Genomic DNA, 18,899 nt, shown 5'->3' with positions numbered 1-18,899 from the left:
AATCGGATGTTATAGTTTGCCTCACCATTTTTATTTTTTACAAATTTCAGCAATACCTTCCCAAATACGCTGAGAGGCCTTGTCTGCAGGATGTTGATTAATCTTCTCAAACCATTCTTGTGCACGATCTACAACTTCATTTACTTGATCTTCTAACATATTTTCAATTTTGTACGCAATGTCCTCAGGGCTATTGAGCCAAACGACTGCGTCATCAGGCATAGAACGAAAATGAATAAAATTATAAATTATTTCAACTGACCAATTACCATTATGTCTTTTTGGATTATAATTAATATATGCACAGGGTTTTTTTTGAGCGGCGTAATCAAAAACCATGGAAGAGCCCAAATTGACAACTAGTTGTGTATGCGCAATAATATTCAACTGTAAAATGGAATCTTCTTTAGTAGGGAGAATTGTATTCCATCCTTCACCAACTTTGTGCCATTTAGGGTCAATGGTACTTACAATATCCTTATTGCTCTCTAAAATGAAATTAAATCTATCTGAAAAATCTACCGGACACCTTCGAAAAATAACCCCCAATTGAATTCCCTTTTTATTAAGAATTCTAATAGCATTAATTAAATCTAATAAATAATCTGAGTCATAAGGTGATGTAGTGACGTCATCTCCAGAATAACAAATATATTTCTTTGTAATATCTAATCCATGTTGTTTAAAAAATATCTCTTTAGGAATTATATTGTCTACTTTAAAATGATTTTCGAATTGAGGGCTACCAGTTATTAAGATTTGATTTTCTTTGATATAAGGATAGTAATATAAAAGTTCTTGTTTCATGCGAGAACTCCAAACAAAATAGTAATCCGTTTCTACTACCATAGTTCCTTTGGGAAGATTATCCCATGAAAAAATAAAGGTTGCAGTTGGGATTTTTAGATCTTGCGCAGCTAATAAAGGTACTATAGCTAAACTGATTCTTTGATTGGTACAAAAAACAAATGCTGGTTTTTCGACCTTTAAAAGTTCAGAACATTCCATGTAGAAATTTGTTTTTCGTTCTGTCTTTTTGATTAGAGTCCGCACATTTTTTAACCCTTTTTCAGAATCAAATAATTGAATTACAAAACGAGTTGCCGTACTTTTTAAAGCTGATTTTAAAGTCCTGTAAGAAAATGGAAATCGATAAGAATCATAAACGGCATCTTTCGATTTTCTAATATTACAATTGAGTTCAATTTCATTACGGGCATTCTTTAATACCTCTAAAAAAACACTTGCTTTTTTTTGTTGGAGTTTAATTTCTTTATAACCCATTTTTGATAAATCAAATGGTGTATTATTCCAAAAAATTAAATCCATTGCAGTGGCTTGTTTACATTTGGTATAAAAATCTGTAAATGCAAAATTGCGCAGTCCTACCCCATCAGGCAATAAAATAAATATTTTCTTGTTTGACATTAAATATCTCTTAACTATTCTAATTATTTTTTCAAATATCGTTTATTAATCTGATTGATGAAATCAATTTAAATTAAATTAATCTCTTCAAATTAAAAATCGATTTAAAACAGTTAACGCACTGCCAAATATGAAAACTGGATTGAAAATCCCCCTCCATATAAAGCTGTAACTCTTTTTGTAATTCTTCTTGACTGAACCAGCTTGAATAATTGGAGTTGTTAATTCCTTCAAAACACTCTTGTACCCATACTTTCAAATCATCAGCCAACCACTCCCGCTGTGGGGTTTGCAAGGGTCTTTTGGGAGTAAAAACCAAATCATCGGCGAGATAATCAGAGGCGATTTCACGTAACATATATTTAGTCACTTCATTCTTTATTTTGAAATTCAAGGGTAATGAAAAAGCAAATTCTACTAATCGATAATCTAAAAAAGGTTCTCGCAGTTCAGTAGAATACATCATCGAAATCCGATCATTAAAACGCAACGCTCGTGGGATTTTAGTATAAAACAAGTCTCTGTACTGCTTGTTTAATAAAACGTCTTCGAAAGGTTTTGGATAGACTGGTTTTTCCGCTTTGGCTAAAAAGGAGTCCGACAGCATATTAATTTTATAAGGGGAATGATCAACTCCTTGAACTGTAGCTTCATTTTCTAGCGTATAATAATCATAACCCGCCCACTGCTCATCCATTCCTTGTCCGTCAAGTAATACCAATACTTTGTCTTTTCTGGCTTGTTCAAATAGTTTAGCATATGCCAATGTTGGGATACCACCATAGGGTTCGTCTTGTTGACTCTCCATTTTCCTCGCCAAAGCAGGGACTTCATCGGCTTGTAACAACACTTTTATCAAAGGATTATCAGTCTTTGCAATCATTGCTTCTACCCATGGTAACTCGTCGTAATCCAGGTTATTGGTGTAGAAAGTGTAGGCATTGCAATTATTGCTATTATTATTGGCATTTTCCTGGCTATTAACCATTGCCAATAAAACGGAACTATCCAGACCGCCACTGATATTGAAACCAACAGGAACATCTGCCCTGAAGCGCAACCTAATACTATCTTTCAAAAGAATTAAATAGTGTTCTTTAGCTAGGGCATAGGTTAAATTCTTAGGCTGTTTGGCGACCTCTTCTTCAAAAGAATACCACTTTTTAATTTGTAGTTTTTGGTTTTCATATTCCAAAAAATGACCTCCAGGTAATTGACATATAGCCTCCCAAAAAGTTTCATCGGGATGGCCATACGTGCCATAGGCAAAATAGGAAGCCCATACTTTGTCGTAAGGTATCTTTGGAATTTCAGCAGCATGAAGTGCTTTAATTTCTGATGAAAAATAAAAACTGCTATTCTTTATGCTGTAATAAAAAGGTTTTACTCCAAACCGATCTCGTGCCGCAAACATTTTTTTTAACTCTTTATCCCAAATGGCAAAAGCAAACATGCCGTTGAGTTTTTGCAAACAATCGGTTCCATAAATAATAAATGCCGCCAGTAAAACTTCAGTATCCGATTCCGTTTTGAAAGTATATTGGTTTTTTAAACTCGCTTTGAGTTCAATGTAATTATAGATTTCTCCATTAAAAACCAAAGCATAGCGTCCAGAAGAATCCAAAAAGGGCTGATTCGACTGGACCGATAAATCAATAATAGCCAGTCGATTATGACCTAAAACAGCGAAACTGGCATCCGCATATTTCCCAGTAGCATCTGGACCCCGATGGTGTTGACTCCCCAGCATAGCGTCCAGCTCCTGAATATTAAAATCACCTACTATTCCTGCAATACCACACATTATTTTTGATTGTTTTTTATCATCTGCTCCGCCTTTTCCCAATCTCCCATTGTATCTATATTGACATAATATTCTGGATTGGATTCAATATACGCTACACTCTTACCGTACAAAGAATGTTCTTTTAAAAGCACTTGGGTTTTGGTAATATATATACTTCCGTCTCTATGATACGCATTCGGGAGTTCCTGTCTTCTGCTGATGATCTGATTTTCTCCAGTGGTAATTCTTAAGTTCCCTTGAGGATTAACTTCAAACGTCCAATGTGGATTGTATTCATGAGGTACTTTTTGTACTGAAACCAAGGAATCGCAATCACTTTCTATAAATTTCTCAATAGCATTATTTAAAAAATCAATAGTTCTGAAGGGACTCGTAGTCTGTAACAGACAAACTGCATCGAAAAATACCCCTGCGTTTTCAAACCATTGTAAAGCGTGAATAATAACATCAATAGTTGGTGTGCTATCTTGTGCCAATGCCGAAGGTCTAATAAAGGGAACATGGATTTCCAAATCCTTCGCTACAGTGATAATTGCTTCCTCCTCGCTGGACAAAATTACTTCGGTCAAATAATTTGATTGTAAAGCAATTTCAGCAGTATACTGTAATAATGGTTTTCCATCTAACAATCTAATGTTTTTATCGGGAACCCCTTTTGATCCGCCACGAGCAGGTATAATACCTAAAATCCTCATCTTAATACATGATTGTTTTATGAAACTGCAGAGGCAATTGCATCAATAATTCAGCTATTTGCGTACCCGCATTCCCATCACCATAAATGGAGGAAGAGATTGATTTTCCTCTTTGTACTGATGCTAAAATAGCACTCTCAATCTGCTCTTGACAATAATTAACATCTATACTATTTCCTCCTCTATCCCTTCTATTTTGACGAGAACCTATATTTACAACAGGAACCCCCAAGAACGCACATTCACGAATTCCTACACTTGAATTCCCTATCAGACAATCACTATGTTGTAGCAATTGTAAAAAGTCTTTGCCTTCCATATTCTTAAAAAAATGAACATTAGGCAGTTGCTGTTGCTCTCTAAAAGCACGAATTCCAGTTGAAGTTCCATCAGCTCCAGCATCCACATTAGGCCAAAACCAAAGGGTGGGTTTATTTAATTTATTAATGGCTTCCAGGGTAGCTTCAATATGTTTGCGGGAATCTTGATGTTCTGTGGTGACGGGATGTTGCATAACAACTAAGTAGCCTTCTGCTAAATCTGGTTTTGATCCTACTCCACCATATTTCTCATACGGATCAAAAGGAAGCATTTTACTCTGTACTACTTCGTCTGCCAAATCAATAGAAGGGCATCCGGTGTTAAAAACCATTTCAGGGTCCTCTCCCAATTTTATGACTCTTTCTTTAGCATTTTGGGAGGCTACAAAATGATAATCTGCCAATTTTGTGATGGCGTGACGTACCTTTTCATCAATATTTCCGGTGACTTCTCCCCCTTGTATGTGTGCCAAAGGGATATTCATATAAGAAGCCGCAATAGCAGTGGCCATTGTTTCGAAGCGATCCGCAACGGTCACAACGATATCTGGTTTTAAATTATCAAAAACAGTCGACAACTCCAATATTCCAATTCCTGTTGTTTTAGCAGCTGCAGTCAGATTTTCTCCTTCCAATACATTAAATACTCTGGCAGCAATTGTAAAACCATCTTTCTCAATATAATTCACAGCAGAACCGTAACGATCTAATAAAGCAGATGCGGCAACCACTAATTGTAATTCCAAATCAGGATGCCTTTGTATAGCAGACAAAACGGTTTTTACCCGACTGTAAGAAGGACGTGCCGTTACGACTACTGCTATTTTTCTTTTATTGCTCATGCTATATCTTCTTCATTTAAAAAATCCCACTGATTTTTGTCGAATTTAAGTTTTTTCCCGATCACCTCTTGATATTTAATGGCTAAAACACCATAATTTTTTGGTTTCTTAGCTTCCAAATCATCAAAAGTGAGGATATGATTTTCAGGTAATTTTTTATTTATAGCTAATGATTTTTCAAAAATTTGTTTCAGCTCCGCAAAATCAGTATTGTTATTTTTATCTATAGGATTTAACAAAGCGGTGGCTATATTTTGAACGGCTAGTACTAACTCTTTTGTTTCCTGAATGGTTAAAGACGCTTTGGCATCTGGACCAAAAAGCTGCCGGTCAAAAACGACATGAAATTCTAAGATACTGGCACCTAATGCCGTTGCCGCAATACAAGTTTCTATTTTAGCCGAATGATCTGAAAACCCGATTGCTACATTATACCTTTCCTTTAATTCTGTTATAACATTCAAACCATATTGTTCCGGCATAGTAGGATAAGCTGTGGTGCATTGCAAAATAGAAAAATCGACCTTTCTTTCTTTTAAAAAATGAACGGTCTTATCTAATTCGTCATAGGAACTCATACCCGAAGACAAGATGACTGGCTTTCCTGTTTGTGCAATCTTTTCCAAAATTAGAAAATTAGTAACCTCTCCCGATCCGATTTTATACTGTTTCACCCCAATTTCCTCTAACCAATCCACAGCCATATTGCTAAAAGGGGAACAGATAAAATCAAGCCCAAGCGTATCACAATGCTGTTTAATTCCTTTCCATTGTTCTAAAGAAAAACCCATTCGTTGCCAATACCCATATCTGGTTTCATCCTCCAGAGAGAACTGTACTCTAAAAGGCTCATGTTCGCTACTTTCTGCTTCGGCAATATGCATCTGAAACTTAACGGCATCAACTCCAGTATGCGCAATAGCATCAATATAGGAGTATAAAACACCCAAACTTCCTTCGTGCGCTTGACCTATTTCGGCTATAATATAAGGGGATGATTTTTTTATTGCCATGATTTAAATGTAATGCCTTAGTCAAAAATAATTATTGTTTATTGCAGCGCAATATTATCCTGTTGATTCAAATTTTGTCCATTCTATGGCCAATTATAATTTACAGGAGTAATTGGCTCGTTTTTGCTTTTCATTTCCATCCATAAAAACCTCTCCAATGCATATTGTGTAATTTCTATTGTAGCTGTAGCTATTTTTTCTTCAGAAATCTTTTCCATCACAATTTTTCTTTTTTTACAAAAATCAGAACGCCATATTTCGCTTTCTAGATTAGTGACAAAATTTCTAAGTTTATATGAAATATCATTTTCAATATTTTGATACGATGAAATTCCTCCATACTCTTTTACAACATTGTCCATAACGGAATTTGGGTAAGTTACTGCTAAAATTGGCAATCCTTGTGATATAGCCTCAATTAACTTTCCTTTTAAAAGGTCTTTATGCATAATTGAATCTATTACCAACATACAATCAGCATCAGCAGTTATTTTCAAAACTTTATCTCTATCCAGTTTCGTGTGAATTATAGCTTTTGGTATATTTTTCTTAATCCATTGAAATGAAAAATCATCGTATTGAGAAAGTATAAAAATAAACTCTACTTTATTAATTTCTTCAAACAATGAAAACTTTATCAATTCAATTCCAAAAGAATCTGTAAAGGCACTTTTATAAAATGTTCCAGTGTAGATAAATTTTAGTTTCCCCTTAACAAATTTATTACTATCATATATTTTATCTTGCTCGCGCATAGCATGTGGAATGACAAAACATCTACTCGCATCCAAATTGTATTTGTTAGCCATAAGAGTAGCTAACCTTTTGGAAGGAAATGTCCAACACTGAGCTTTTTCCACAGTTTCTATTAATATTTTCTCATCATAAGAATAATAATTTTTTAAATTGTTTTGAAATGGATCATTGATGTTTACAATAAAAGGGATTCGTTTGTGGTTCCAAACGTTTATAATTGGCAAAATAGAAAAGGCTGGCAAAATTCTAGACCAAAAGACCGTGTTTTCTAAAGTACTATTACTGATTTTAAGAAGTTTCTCTGTTTGTATTTTAACCCATAGTATTTGATACAATGAACTCTCATGTGACAAATTCAATAGCTTTAAACTAATTTTATTAATTATGCGATATAAAAATCCAAAGAAAGTATTTTTAGGTAATTTTGACCAATGAAACAGCATTTTCAATACATTATTATCTACATTATTCAAAAGTTCACGCTTAATAATCTTTATACTTTTTTGTGATGACAAAAGCCCTAAATTAGTACATTTCGCACTTAGAATGCCAAACCAATTTCTATTAACAATACCTTCACTTGATCTACTATCTGGGTAAACATCATGCGAACAAACAACAATCGCATGGTTTTTTTTCATTACATACATAAATTATATAATTTAAATTTGACATGGCAAATTTTCACCATTTTTGAATCACTTGCCAACAATCTTTTGGTTTCACTATAAAAAAAACTCTTAGAAAAAATGCTCTCTTTTTTCTTTCTATACAATTCACAAACAAAACTGATAATGATTTTAACTGCACATTTTTTTTTTACATATGATAAATCATAAATTCAAGAAACAAATTCCTCCCCAATTATAAAGTAGTACAATATAATCTTTAAATCACTACTGACTACAACATTGACAGAATCAACTAAAGTATTTTCATTTCAGTCTAAATTTAATAAATAATTTACAATTTGTTGTGATGCATCACCACATCCATAAGGATTTTGCAGTTTGGAAAAACCTGTAAAATTATCCAAAATATCTTGAATTGTAGTAATAATTTTATTTTTATCAGTTCCCACCAAGGTTGAAAATCCAGCCGCTATTCCTTCGGCTCTTTCTGAAACTGTTCGAGTGACCAAAACCGGTTTCCCCAGCGAAGGTGCTTCTTCTTGGATGCCGCCTGAATCAGAAACGATTAAAAAAGATTGCTGCATTAACCAAACAAAGGCTGGATAAGAAACAGGATTAATTAAATAAATATTTTTTTTGCTAGACAATAATTCAAATACAACCCCTTTTACATTTGGATTCAGATGGACGGGAAACACTATCGCTACATCCTTCCTTTGAGATATTGCCAAAAGAGCTTCGCAAAGGTCTTGGAAGCCTTCGCCAAAGTTTTCTCTGCGATGTCCCGTCACCAATATTATTTTTTTTTGCAATGGAATCGAGTTCTTTAATTCATCAATTTCATTATTTTTATAATTCTTCTTTTTTATTTTATTTAGAGTCCAGAACAAGGCATCTATGACTGTATTACCTGTTTCAATAATGCCATTTCCAGAAACTCCCTCCTTCAATAAGTTTTGAGTTGCATGTCGAGTAGGAGTAAAATGAATATCTGCAATCCTACTGATAATTTGTCGATTAATTTCCTCAGGAAATGGAGCGTGCTTGTTATATGTTCTCAATCCAGCCTCAACATGCCCAATTTTTATTCCTTTGTGAAAAGCTGCCAAAGCTACCATGGATGAAGTCGTGGTATCACCATGCACCAAAACTAAATCGGGTTTTACTTCGCAAAGCACATGATCCATTTTAAATAAAATCCTAGCACTTAGATCATTTAGTGTTTGATTAGGCTGCATCAAATCGAGATCATAATCCGGTATGATTCCAAAAAAATCCAACACCTGATCCAGCATTTCACGATGCTGTGCGGTCACACACACTTTTACGATAAAACCTTGTTTTTGGAGTTCGTGATAGAGAGACGCCATTTTTATCGCTTCAGGGCGCGTTCCGAAAACAATTAGAATTTTCATTGGCCAATACTTTTTGATTTTATAAACTGGTAATTTTAAAGGATGTATAATATAAAAAAACTTCCATTTACTTTTTTGAAATATAGACAATTCACCAATGTGTTTTTATAAGTGCAAAAGTCCAAATAACTTAATTTTTATTGGTAAAATAAACAATTAAAAAAAATCTTAATATTTTTCAATCATTTCTCGTGGCAATTTTTTCCATTGTATAAATAACTTAACCAACCACTTTATAGAAATGAATTTTATAAAAGCTCTGTTTTTTACAAAATAGCTAAAACCACGTAGCGTTAAATTTTTATTGAAATTAGAAATTGGATATTGCTTAGCATGTTCCTGTTGTTGCTCTAATTTCATCCAATTTTCGAAAGTGTTACCCATATGATAAGCATAATTATCATAAGTAGTTACTCGCCAATATCCCTTTATAAGTGGTGCTCGATCTAAATATCCTTCACTATTCCCTCCTAATTTATACCCTATATATGTCGTAATATCTTGAAACATATCTTTTTTATAGGTAGCTACAAAATGTCCCGAACCAACCAGAACTTTTAAATCAGAATTAATTTCCAATCCCAAATTATATTTTAAATAGTCCTGATTGTAACTTCTATCCCAACCGATACTATCATAAAAACGAATTAATGCTTCTTTATTTTTTACTGGTATAAATTTTAAATTTTTATTACAAAAATTATCAAAAATAACAGTCCCACAATTTATTTCATAAGTTTTAAATTGGGGAACGATACCAACTACTCCAGCTTGTGGTAAATGTGCGAATACTTTCACTGTTTCTTTTTGCCAATTGACAAGAAATAGTACATCTGCATCAGTAATAGTAACCAACTCAATATTATTCCCCGCTAAACCTTTTATAATTGCATTTAGCTTACCTATATTGTGGGTGTGAATTACTTCATGTATTCTATTTTGCACCAATAATTCATCCAAATAATCTTTAACAAAACTACCACTTCCATTATTGACAATCGTAATAAACGTTTTATCATGTACAGTTGAAAATAATGATTCCAAACAAAGTTGAAAAATTTTAAAACTGTCTTTAAAATACCCTTGTTGATTAGGTATATAGACTGGAATAATAATCTGATGTAAATATTCAGCCTCCTCTTGTGGTTGATCTTTATGTGGGTTGAAACCTAATCGCATTTAGTATTTATAAATAATTTTTAATCTTGCTTTTACTCTTCTCTTTAATTTATTGAACTTGTATAAAAGATTATCTTTCTTTTTTTGATTATAAAAAAAGAATTTATTTTGTTTGATTAATATTGGATAGGTTCTTTTCAACTCATTATAAACGGCCCATTTTTTTTTATCTAAATAGTTAGAATTTAATTTATTATATTTTACATTGTATAATATTTCTATAATTTTCCAACTATTTAAGAGGCTCGTTGCTTTTTGAAATGAATTAAGCATACTTAAATTATTGCCGGTCTTATCTCTATGACGAACAAAAGTATCTTTATTAAAAAAAATCTTATTTGAGTTATAAATTATCCTGAAAAAAAATTCCCCATCATCATTCAAAGTTAAACTTTCATTCCAATAACCCGAAAAATTAACTAAGGCTTTACTTATTAAAAAACTTTCAGGCGCATAATACCCTCCCATTTCACCTACTATATCAAAATACGATTCAGAATTATTAAAATTTCGATAATCCTTTCTATCATACTCTAAAATAATCTCATCATTTATCTGCCTAAAAGTACTAGTTATACAAACAGAGATTGTTTTTTCATTCTCATTTTTTAAGGTCTCAATTTGTTTTTCCAACTTATTCTCTGCTAAAACATCATCTGAATCTAAAAATTGAATATATTCTCCTCTTGCTATTTGAAGTCCTAAATTTTTTGAAACACTGGCTCCTTGCTTCAATTCTAAAGGCTTAGTAATTGTGATAAATCTATTATCTCGATTTGAATAATCGTCAAGAATCATAATAGTACTATCAGTTGATCTATCATCAATAATGATACACTCCCAGTTGGTATACGTTTGTTCTAAAACACTATCCAGAGTTTCGCTTATTAGCTTTTCACGATTGTATGATGGAATTATTATGGAAATTAATGGATTCATAAATTTAAGTTACTTATGTACAAATAAATACAGTTTAAAGTTGTTAATATTTAAATTTAATCTCCTAAAAATTTAAAATTTCATCTATTCTTGAATAAATCTCTTCAATTCTTAATTGATTATGATTATAGTTCAGTCTTTGTTCAGCTATTTTATTATTTAGAATCATCGCCTGCTTCAATGATTTTAAATTAGTTAAAGCAAAAATAATTTTATCTTTAATTTCATTTACATCATTAGAATCATTAATAAGCAATCCATTTTTTTTGTTCTCAATAATTTCTGCAGTGGCATTTCCTGGATTAGATTGTATTGGAAATGCTTGCATAATTATTGCTTCCAATAGTGTATTTGGCATTCCATCTGATAAACTATTCCCAACATATAAAATGGATTTACCCATTAATTTAATCAATTCCTTTTGAGACAAATCATGTCTTCCAAAAGTCTTAAATGGTAATTTATTAAAATTAATAAAATCTATAACTTCTTGGTGTGCACCAAAAACAACCACTTCATAAGTAAATAAAAGATCATTCACAATTTGTAATGCTTTTACAACGTTCAGCCCTCTACCAAATAAATGTTCATAGCCTTTTATCAAAATTATTTTCCTTTCTTCAAAAGGGAATAGATAATTTTTATAATATGTTAAATCATACCCCCCGCCTGTAGGAATTACACCCAAAAAATCCCCCTTAAAGCCCAGTGATTTTGCAATGCCAAAATCCCTTTGACAATCAGTATGTAAAAAATCAATTCTTGACAATATTCTTTTAATCGTTTTTAAATCCTTTGGAATTTGTCGATTATAGTACAAATCATTCCCCCAGCAAGAATACAACCATTTTATATGACTATATTTAATCATAGTTTTTAAAATTGGATAACTACAGCTATGCATTTCAAAACTATGTATAAGATCAGGCTGAATATCTTGAATTATTTTCTCCAAATATTCGCTTGCTGTAACTTCAAAAAAAGGATTTAATAAATTATATAAAGATTTATAATTTTTGCTTAAGAAATATTCTCCTTTTAAATATGGAATTTTTCTCTTCTTCCAATTCGTTACTTGATGTACTTTATTGATCGTATTTAATTTTCCGTTACTCGTCACATCAAACCAATATAATTCGTGGGCGCTACCATTAAGATTCTCGATCCAACGAATTGCATGGATGGAATGCATGGAGACAAAGAGAATTTTCATTTATTAAAGAATTGGTTTTCTAACTGTTCCACACAAACCTACTACCATAGTTGATCTTTTAAAATCTCCAGGAGCTTTATCTTTTTTATATAAATAATTAATAATTGGCTTTACAATAACTCTCATAATTTTTTTCTTATTACGCCACAAATACTTACTTACCCATAAGCCCATCATTTTAGCCATTGCAGCATTGTATCTTCCCATAGGTTTTATTACAATATTGATAAATCCAATTCTTTTAAAAATTTCTTCTAAAGCATAAGGAGTATATCTGTAATAATCATAAGGATCCTCATGTAATGACATTAAAAATGGCCTTAAAAAAGCCTCCCCCTGGCTTCAAGACTCTTTTTACGTCAAGTAAGTAAATATCTGGATTGAGAACGTGTTCGAGGACCTCTGTAGATAATACAACTTCAAAAGTGTCATTTTCAAAAGGCATTGTTAATCCATTCCAACAAAAATCTGGCCCAACGTCGTCATAACTGAGTCCAGATTCAATATCTAATGCTACATAACTCGTTATTTCTTTATTTTCCAGAATTACTTTTTTATAGGGCATAATGCCACAACCAGAATCTAATACTTTACCTCTGAATGAATGTTTTACAACAGAAATTGCTTCAAAAATTTCGTTTCTAATAACATAACTTTCAAGAATATGTGTAGATAATCTCAAGTCTGTAAACTGATTTACCATTAAAATTATATTTTAAAGTTCATAATTTAGGTTTCAATATATGATAGAATATCTCATAAACAGCTATAAAAAAAAATAAAGAATTGGTACTACATTAATTCAAAGTATAACTCAACATAAATTAACGCAACATAAATCTCCTAAAACACTTAGTAAATTGAAGGAAATCTAAATTGATGGCATAAATAAAAAATAATTCTAACCATTCATTATATTTTAATTTTCTGTTCTTTTTTATTACTACTTCATAATATAATGCTAATTCGATTTGTTGATTTTTTTTAAACAAATCGAATTTATTTAAAATACTTTTTTTGATAAAATAAACAGATGCAAGGTCTTTTAAATTTTGAGTCTCATTATTCCCAGAAATACTTATTATAGAAAATCTTACAAATACATTACTATCATTAATAGTATAAATAGGCCTGCTGTCCGAAAAATCCAACCAAGCAGCATCATCACTATGCCAAGCCAATGGAAAATCATGAAAACCATAATTCAAAAAAGATTCTTTAGAAAATACATATTCAGATAAAGTACTCCTTGTTAAACCCTTAAATCTTCTAAAATAAGAAGCAGCTGCTTTTTCCCACAAAGGATGTGTAAAGGAATCGCTAATAATTCCGTTTAATTTCATATTCACAGATTTTGAAGCAAACCTAATAACATTAGATTTATCGTAAAACGCATCATAATGTTGATACCATTTAGCTACAACATTTGTTTCTAAATAATCATCATCCCCCAATATCATTATCCATTTTTCATTTTCGATCTTGGCAATACAACGCTCCCATTGCTTTACTAAAGATGTTCCTCCTAAATTACTTTCAAAGCGATGATATATAAATTCAAATTGTCCTTGATACTTTTCCAATAAATGATTAGGGTTCTCTGGACTGGCATCGTTACCAATATACACTTTAAAACGCTTATCTGTTTGATTAGCTAACGACTGTAATGTTTCTTCAAAAAAAAAGAGTTTATAGAACGGGATAACTATAGCTAGCATTATTATTTCTTTATTTTATACAATCCAAATACCGAAAAACCAAAAAAGGTCGTACAAAAAGCATCAATTACAAATTTCTCGCTTTTTAAATTTTCAGAACACTTTTTATTAGTATCTATCACTTCATTAAGTTCCATATAAGATCCCAACTGTTTTATAAAGAAATCGACATGTTTAATACTCATGTACTCATTCATGATTTTAACCGTTTCACCATCTAATTGTCTTTGTCTCGATACCTGTTTTGTTCTGTAATAAAATTGTACCGTATCTAAACAGAAAACCTTTCCTCCATCTTTTAAAATTGAAATCCAAAATTCCCAGTCTTCAATACCATAAATCATATTTGTATCATAACCTCTCACCAGTTCCCAATCTTTTTTCCTGTATAATGCTGAGCAAAAAATCATATTTAACCTTGCTAATTCTTTAAGTGAATAAGGCTGCAAGTTCCAAGGACCACTTTTTTCACCAAAATATTCGGCTCTACAGTACACTACTTTTAATGCTATATCATACTTAAACACCTTTATGCCTAAAGTGATATAATCACTCCCAATCTTATCATCTGCATCTAAAGGTAAAATAAACTCCCCAACCGCATGACTTATTCCGAAATTTCTAGCGCTGCTAACTCCTCCATTTTCTTTAAATAAATATTGAAACCTCGTATCTCTTTTTAGCCATTTTTCAACTATATTTTCTGTATTATCTGGACTTCCATCGTTTACAACAATACATTCCCAATTTTGATAGGTTTGATCAAGTACAGACTGCAATGCTTCATCTAGGTACTGGGCTTGATTGTAGCATGGGACAATTATGGAGACTATAGCATTCATTTAAAACTTATTTAATATTCCCAATTTTACTAATACTTTTACTTTTCTTGATTTTCTAAGATTGTCGACTATCGTTTTCAGTTCAAATAATTTCTCATTATCACAAATAAAAGCTGGGAAGTTAGATTTTAGGATTTTCTGACTTTCCTCAAAAATTAAAACTTTATTATGAGGGTCTGAACTGATACCATCCATATAAAATGTAGTTAAAGTTTCATCAACCCTTACATATGAACAATTAAATTTACAAACGCCTTCCATAAAAAATTTCCAATCAGAAACAATTTTAAAACTTTCATCATACATTCCTATCTTGGTAAATAAAGAGGCTTTAATAAAAGTAGCGGGATGAGGTAAAGTATCATTTGTAAAATAGGAAAATGATAATTGGTCAGGATATTTTTTTAGAAATACATTGTTATCACCAATAACTTTAAGATTGAAATAAATTAAATCATAATTTGTTACTTGGTTATGGTTTTCTTGGAGTACAGTATAGCTGTCAAAATGATCTCCGCTATTCAAAAATAGCAAATAATCACCCGAAGCTTTAAGAATACCTTTATTCATGGCATTATAAATACCCTTATCTGGCTCACTTATCCAGTAATCTATATTTTCACTTTGAGCCTCAATATAAGCCTTACTCCCATCCGTAGAACCACCATCAATAACAATATATTCAAACGCTGACCACGTTTGTTTCACTACACTCTCAATAGTTGTTTTTAGACCCTCGAGGTTGTTACGATTGATGGTTATAATGGAAATTTTTGTGCTCATTATGTTGAGAATCCTTAATTATTATATAAAAGTTGTTTTAAATTTAAGGCAAACATTTTAATATTCTCAGAGTAATCTAAATCATATCTCAATTTGTTCACTGGATTCTCAATTACTTCCACTATGTTATTTGCTAATTCATTATAATTATTTGGTGAGAAATAGTATGCTTTTTCTTTTAATTGTTCCCGATGAACAGCTATATTAGAAACAATTAACGTTTGATTCAATGCTTTTGCATCTTCTACTACGGTACTCCAACCTTCAAACAAGGAGGGTTGAATTACTGCTTGTGCATTTTTCATCAATACAAGCTGGTCTATTCGATCTATAAACCCGAGAAAAATAATTTCTTTTTCTAATTGATAATCAACAACTTTTTGCTTCAATTTATTGGTGTAATTTGGGCTTCTATAATCGTGTTCTTTGCCAGTAAAAACAATTTTAAAGATAATTCCTTTATCCTTTAAAATTTTTGCTGATTCAATTATGGCTATTTGATTTTTATGCTGCCAAAATTGATTGGGAGAAAAAAAATAATCTCCCTGAATACCATATTTCACCTTAACCTCGTGTATGTTGTTCCGCTGCAATATAGGATGAACAACAGCAAATTGCAATACTTTTTTATCGTTTTTTGAATTGGGGTAAAAAATATTAAAATCGTTTAGAGCTGCTTGACTGCTAAAGACAATAGGATAATTTAAAACTACCATTTTTTCACAACATTCAGAACGTTGTTTCACTTCTTCCGAAGAAAAAAATTCCGGCAAGAATTTTTCCTGTAAATCCGGTATCCAAAAGACTGAATTTTTGATATGTTTTAAATTTTCCGCAATATGATAAAGAGGAAAAACACTGTCTAATCGAATCTTCCTTTCAATAATTTTTTTTTTAACAATTTTTAAAGAAACTTTATTTACTATCCTTTGAAGTATATTACATCGTGATGGATACTCTAAAAACTTTAAATGAGCATAACTTGTACTCTTTTTTAATTCTTGAAAAGAGCCTTTATTACCCGTAAGAATATACAACTGATTTTGTTCATTTTCAGGAAGAAAATTCATCGAACGAATCAAATTCTGAATGTAATAAGCTCCACCTATCCAGTTTTCATTGTAGTTGTAAATAATCCCTATTCGTTTTCCTTCAGCCATTCAGCATATTTTTTAAGTCCCAAATGTAAATTAAACTGAGGTTCAAAACCATATTTTTTAAGGATTTCCATATCGGCTAACCAGTTGTTGGGGTCACCTACTTTAACTTCTCCATTAAAAACTACTTCCTTATTAGGTGAAAAAGCATTAAAAAAAACTTGTGCAGCCTCAAAAATTGTCGTTTCTACATTGCTGCCAACATTATAAATGGTACCTTGAAAAGTAGAATGCTGAATGACCAAATTAATAATTTGCACCAAGTCGTTAATATAAATGAAATCCCGGGTCTCATTTCCTGTCCCAAAAAGTGAAATCACATTACTTTGAAGTGATTTTTGAGACAAGTCCCAGAACAATTGTTTTTTTAATCGTGGCCCATAAGCCGAAAAAACTCGTAAATTACAAGTGTATAAACCAAAAAATTTGTGGTATTCTGTAAGCAATAATTCACTTTGTAATTTATGAAAACCATAGGGAGATAAGGGTTTACAAACACTATCTTCTGCAATAGGCAATGTTTGTGGATTACCGTAAACTGCAGCACTCGAAAAATTAATGAATTTGCAGTTGTTATTATAGTCCCGAATTGCAACTAAAATTTTTTGCACATTAATCACATTTAGCTCAAAATCTTTAGAAGGATTTTCAAATGAAAATCCAACATGAGCAGATCCCGATGCATTGATGCAAACATCAAATTGATGTTCTTGAAACGGCAAAGAAAAATCAGAATTATGACCATCTATGACATAACAATTTTCCTCTTGAGATTCATTTATATCCACTTCCCAAATTTGATGCCCTTGAGATTTAAAATAATCGACACAATGACTACCTATAAAACCCTTGGAACCAATGATTAGCATTTTCATTTTGAAAAATATTTAATTAGATTAAGAATTATTTGTCAGACTTCCCCACAAACGAGAAATAAAACATTCTAATAGTGTACTTAAAAGCATAAAACCTTTCAAATCAACACTGTTATTCATTAAGTCTAGTCTTTGACAAAATGATACACTATCTTAACATACTTATTATTAAAATATTTTTTTACTATACGCTTCAAATTAGCAAATCTCCTTTTTTTTAGTTTTTTATAATTTTTATACAAACGAAAATAGAGCCCAGACTGCTTTTTTATATCAAATTCTTGACTAATTTTTACCGAGCAAGAAATACTTCTTTTTTTTAATTCATTTCTATTTTTAGACAAAAACTCAATTTTATCTGCCATAGCGATCACATCTCCTCTCGGTAATACAAAACCAATATCTGAAGTTATTACTTTTTTTATCCCTTCACTAAAATTATAAACTACAGGCACACATCCCACACTCATTGATTCAAGTAATGAAACCGGTAATCCATCAAGCGAAGATGGTAGAACATAAACATCAGCAATTTTTAAAGCTTCTATAAGATCCTCCGTTGTTTGTGGAATAAAGAAATTAAAATTATCTTTTGATTGAACTTCATTTATAAAATTTTCTCTTTCCTCTCCATCTCCAAAAATAAACCACTCGACATCTATATTACGCTTTCTAAGTTCATCATCAATTTTAGGTAAATCATAAATCCCTTTAAGTTTTACATGTCGGGCCAAAAAAACTAATCGCAATTTATTCTCAAAATTATGATTCCTGTCAAAGTCCTGAACTGTTACTCCATGAGGAATAAAATGTATATCTTTCTGTCTGTTAGGCAATAATTTACAAATCTCTTCGAATACAGCTATGTTATGAGTAATGATAACATCTATTATGTGATTGTACTTTTTAACCAAATAGATATAAGCATCATCTTGACAAATAAAAAAAATTGTCTTTTTTTGCCTTCCATAAGTCCCTAGTGTAGCTAATTCTGTATCAAAATTAGTAATAACAACACCTTCTCTTTCTGATATTAATTTTTCAAGTCGAGATGAAACGTCATTTATGGGTTCCTCTAAAAAGTTAAAAATAATATTATTATCATCCAAAATGACATCATTACTCCTCTTCGCATTCCAATGTAACGGATTAAGATAAATACATGTTATATCAAAAAAATCATCTGGACGATTACCAATCATATTTCTATGAAAACTTGCTCCTCCGCCCATTAAATATATACTAAATACGAGTAGTTCCGGTTTAGATTGCATTTGCATTTTTT

General features: G+C 31.5%; 18 protein-coding genes. All 18 read right to left on the bottom strand.

All coding sequences use genetic code 11. From position 1 onward, the window contains the following. Nucleotides 1-30: 30 nt before the first annotated feature. The 18 genes from BUA03_RS07820 to BUA03_RS07735 all read right to left on the bottom strand — a co-directional run bounded on the left by BUA03_RS07820 (nt 31) and on the right by BUA03_RS07735 (nt 18,888). On the bottom strand, nt 31-1,428 hold the full coding sequence (locus tag BUA03_RS07820; protein WP_066079625.1) for a glycosyltransferase family protein: 1,398 nt from the start codon (nt 1,426-1,428) through the stop codon (nt 31-33). Between the two features lie 73 nt (nt 1,429-1,501). Continuing rightward, nucleotides 1,502-3,232, bottom strand: a complete 1,731-nt coding sequence (asnB, locus tag BUA03_RS07815; protein WP_066080736.1) for an asparagine synthase (glutamine-hydrolyzing) — start codon at nt 3,230-3,232, stop codon at nt 1,502-1,504. Then, nucleotides 3,232-3,930 (bottom strand): acylneuraminate cytidylyltransferase family protein, encoded by a 699-nt coding sequence (locus BUA03_RS07810; RefSeq protein ID WP_066079628.1) that lies wholly within the window; start codon nt 3,928-3,930, stop codon nt 3,232-3,234. The genes asnB and BUA03_RS07810 overlap by 1 nt, the downstream gene beginning before the upstream one ends. Before the next feature lies 1 nt (nt 3,931). Beyond that, nucleotides 3,932-5,092: a UDP-N-acetylglucosamine 2-epimerase gene (gene neuC, locus BUA03_RS07805; protein ID WP_066079632.1), complete on the bottom strand. Its 1,161-nt coding sequence runs from the start codon at nt 5,090-5,092 to the stop codon at nt 3,932-3,934. After that, the gene (locus tag BUA03_RS07800; RefSeq protein ID WP_066079638.1) at nt 5,089-6,105 is read right to left on the bottom strand and encodes an N-acetylneuraminate synthase family protein; all 1,017 of its coding nucleotides are present in this window, start codon (nt 6,103-6,105) and stop codon (nt 5,089-5,091) included. The genes neuC and BUA03_RS07800 overlap by 4 nt, the downstream gene beginning before the upstream one ends. Nucleotides 6,106-6,188: 83 nt before the next feature. Further along, complete coding sequence (locus tag BUA03_RS07795) at nt 6,189-7,502, bottom strand: glycosyltransferase family protein (RefSeq protein WP_066079642.1); 1,314 nt, start codon at nt 7,500-7,502, stop codon at nt 6,189-6,191. A 299-nt stretch (nt 7,503-7,801) separates the two neighbouring features. Further along, nucleotides 7,802-8,908 carry a non-hydrolyzing UDP-N-acetylglucosamine 2-epimerase gene (wecB, locus tag BUA03_RS07790; protein ID WP_066080739.1) on the bottom strand — a complete coding sequence of 369 codons (1,107 nt, stop codon included), beginning with the start codon at nt 8,906-8,908 and terminating at the stop codon, nt 7,802-7,804. Between the two features lie 168 nt (nt 8,909-9,076). Further along, nucleotides 9,077-10,087, bottom strand: coding sequence for a glycosyltransferase (locus BUA03_RS07785; protein WP_066079647.1), 1,011 nt, complete (start codon nt 10,085-10,087; stop codon nt 9,077-9,079). Beyond that, nucleotides 10,088-11,026, bottom strand: a complete 939-nt coding sequence (locus BUA03_RS07780; protein WP_066079650.1) for a glycosyltransferase family 2 protein — start codon at nt 11,024-11,026, stop codon at nt 10,088-10,090. Between the two features lie 64 nt (nt 11,027-11,090). Continuing rightward, the gene (locus BUA03_RS07775) at nt 11,091-12,239 is read right to left on the bottom strand and encodes a glycosyltransferase (RefSeq protein WP_066079653.1); all 1,149 of its coding nucleotides are present in this window, start codon (nt 12,237-12,239) and stop codon (nt 11,091-11,093) included. A gap of 3 nt (nt 12,240-12,242) precedes the next feature. Further along, a complete protein-coding gene (locus BUA03_RS07770) occupies nt 12,243-12,548 on the bottom strand; it encodes a hypothetical protein (RefSeq protein WP_066079656.1) in 306 nt (101 codons plus the stop codon). Continuing rightward, nucleotides 12,535-12,942, bottom strand: coding sequence for a class I SAM-dependent methyltransferase (locus tag BUA03_RS07765; RefSeq protein ID WP_066079659.1), 408 nt, complete (start codon nt 12,940-12,942; stop codon nt 12,535-12,537). The genes BUA03_RS07770 and BUA03_RS07765 overlap by 14 nt, the downstream gene beginning before the upstream one ends. A 121-nt stretch (nt 12,943-13,063) precedes the next feature. Beyond that, nucleotides 13,064-13,957 carry a glycosyltransferase family 2 protein gene (locus tag BUA03_RS07760; protein ID WP_066079661.1) on the bottom strand — a complete coding sequence of 298 codons (894 nt, stop codon included), beginning with the start codon at nt 13,955-13,957 and terminating at the stop codon, nt 13,064-13,066. Nucleotides 13,958-13,959: 2 nt separating this feature from the next. After that, on the bottom strand, nt 13,960-14,799 hold the full coding sequence (locus tag BUA03_RS07755) for a glycosyltransferase family 2 protein (protein WP_066079663.1): 840 nt from the start codon (nt 14,797-14,799) through the stop codon (nt 13,960-13,962). After that, nucleotides 14,800-15,582: a glycosyltransferase family 2 protein gene (locus tag BUA03_RS07750; RefSeq protein ID WP_066079666.1), complete on the bottom strand. Its 783-nt coding sequence runs from the start codon at nt 15,580-15,582 to the stop codon at nt 14,800-14,802. Nucleotides 15,583-15,596: 14 nt separating this feature from the next. Then, the gene (locus tag BUA03_RS07745) at nt 15,597-16,742 is read right to left on the bottom strand and encodes a glycosyltransferase family 4 protein (protein WP_066079668.1); all 1,146 of its coding nucleotides are present in this window, start codon (nt 16,740-16,742) and stop codon (nt 15,597-15,599) included. Beyond that, nucleotides 16,721-17,614 carry an NAD-dependent epimerase/dehydratase family protein gene (locus BUA03_RS07740; RefSeq protein WP_066079671.1) on the bottom strand — a complete coding sequence of 298 codons (894 nt, stop codon included), beginning with the start codon at nt 17,612-17,614 and terminating at the stop codon, nt 16,721-16,723. Before BUA03_RS07740 ends, BUA03_RS07745 begins: the two co-directional genes overlap by 22 nt. 125 nt (nt 17,615-17,739) lie before the next feature. Beyond that, nucleotides 17,740-18,888: a glycosyltransferase family 4 protein gene (locus BUA03_RS07735; protein WP_175542100.1), complete on the bottom strand. Its 1,149-nt coding sequence runs from the start codon at nt 18,886-18,888 to the stop codon at nt 17,740-17,742. Nucleotides 18,889-18,899: the final 11 nt, after the last annotated feature.

This window comes from Flavobacterium fryxellicola, assembly GCF_900143245.1.
In the GTDB taxonomy this organism is placed as follows: Bacteria; Bacteroidota; Bacteroidia; order Flavobacteriales; family Flavobacteriaceae; genus Flavobacterium; species Flavobacterium fryxellicola.
This window is presented reverse-complemented; position numbering and strand designations above follow the sequence as displayed.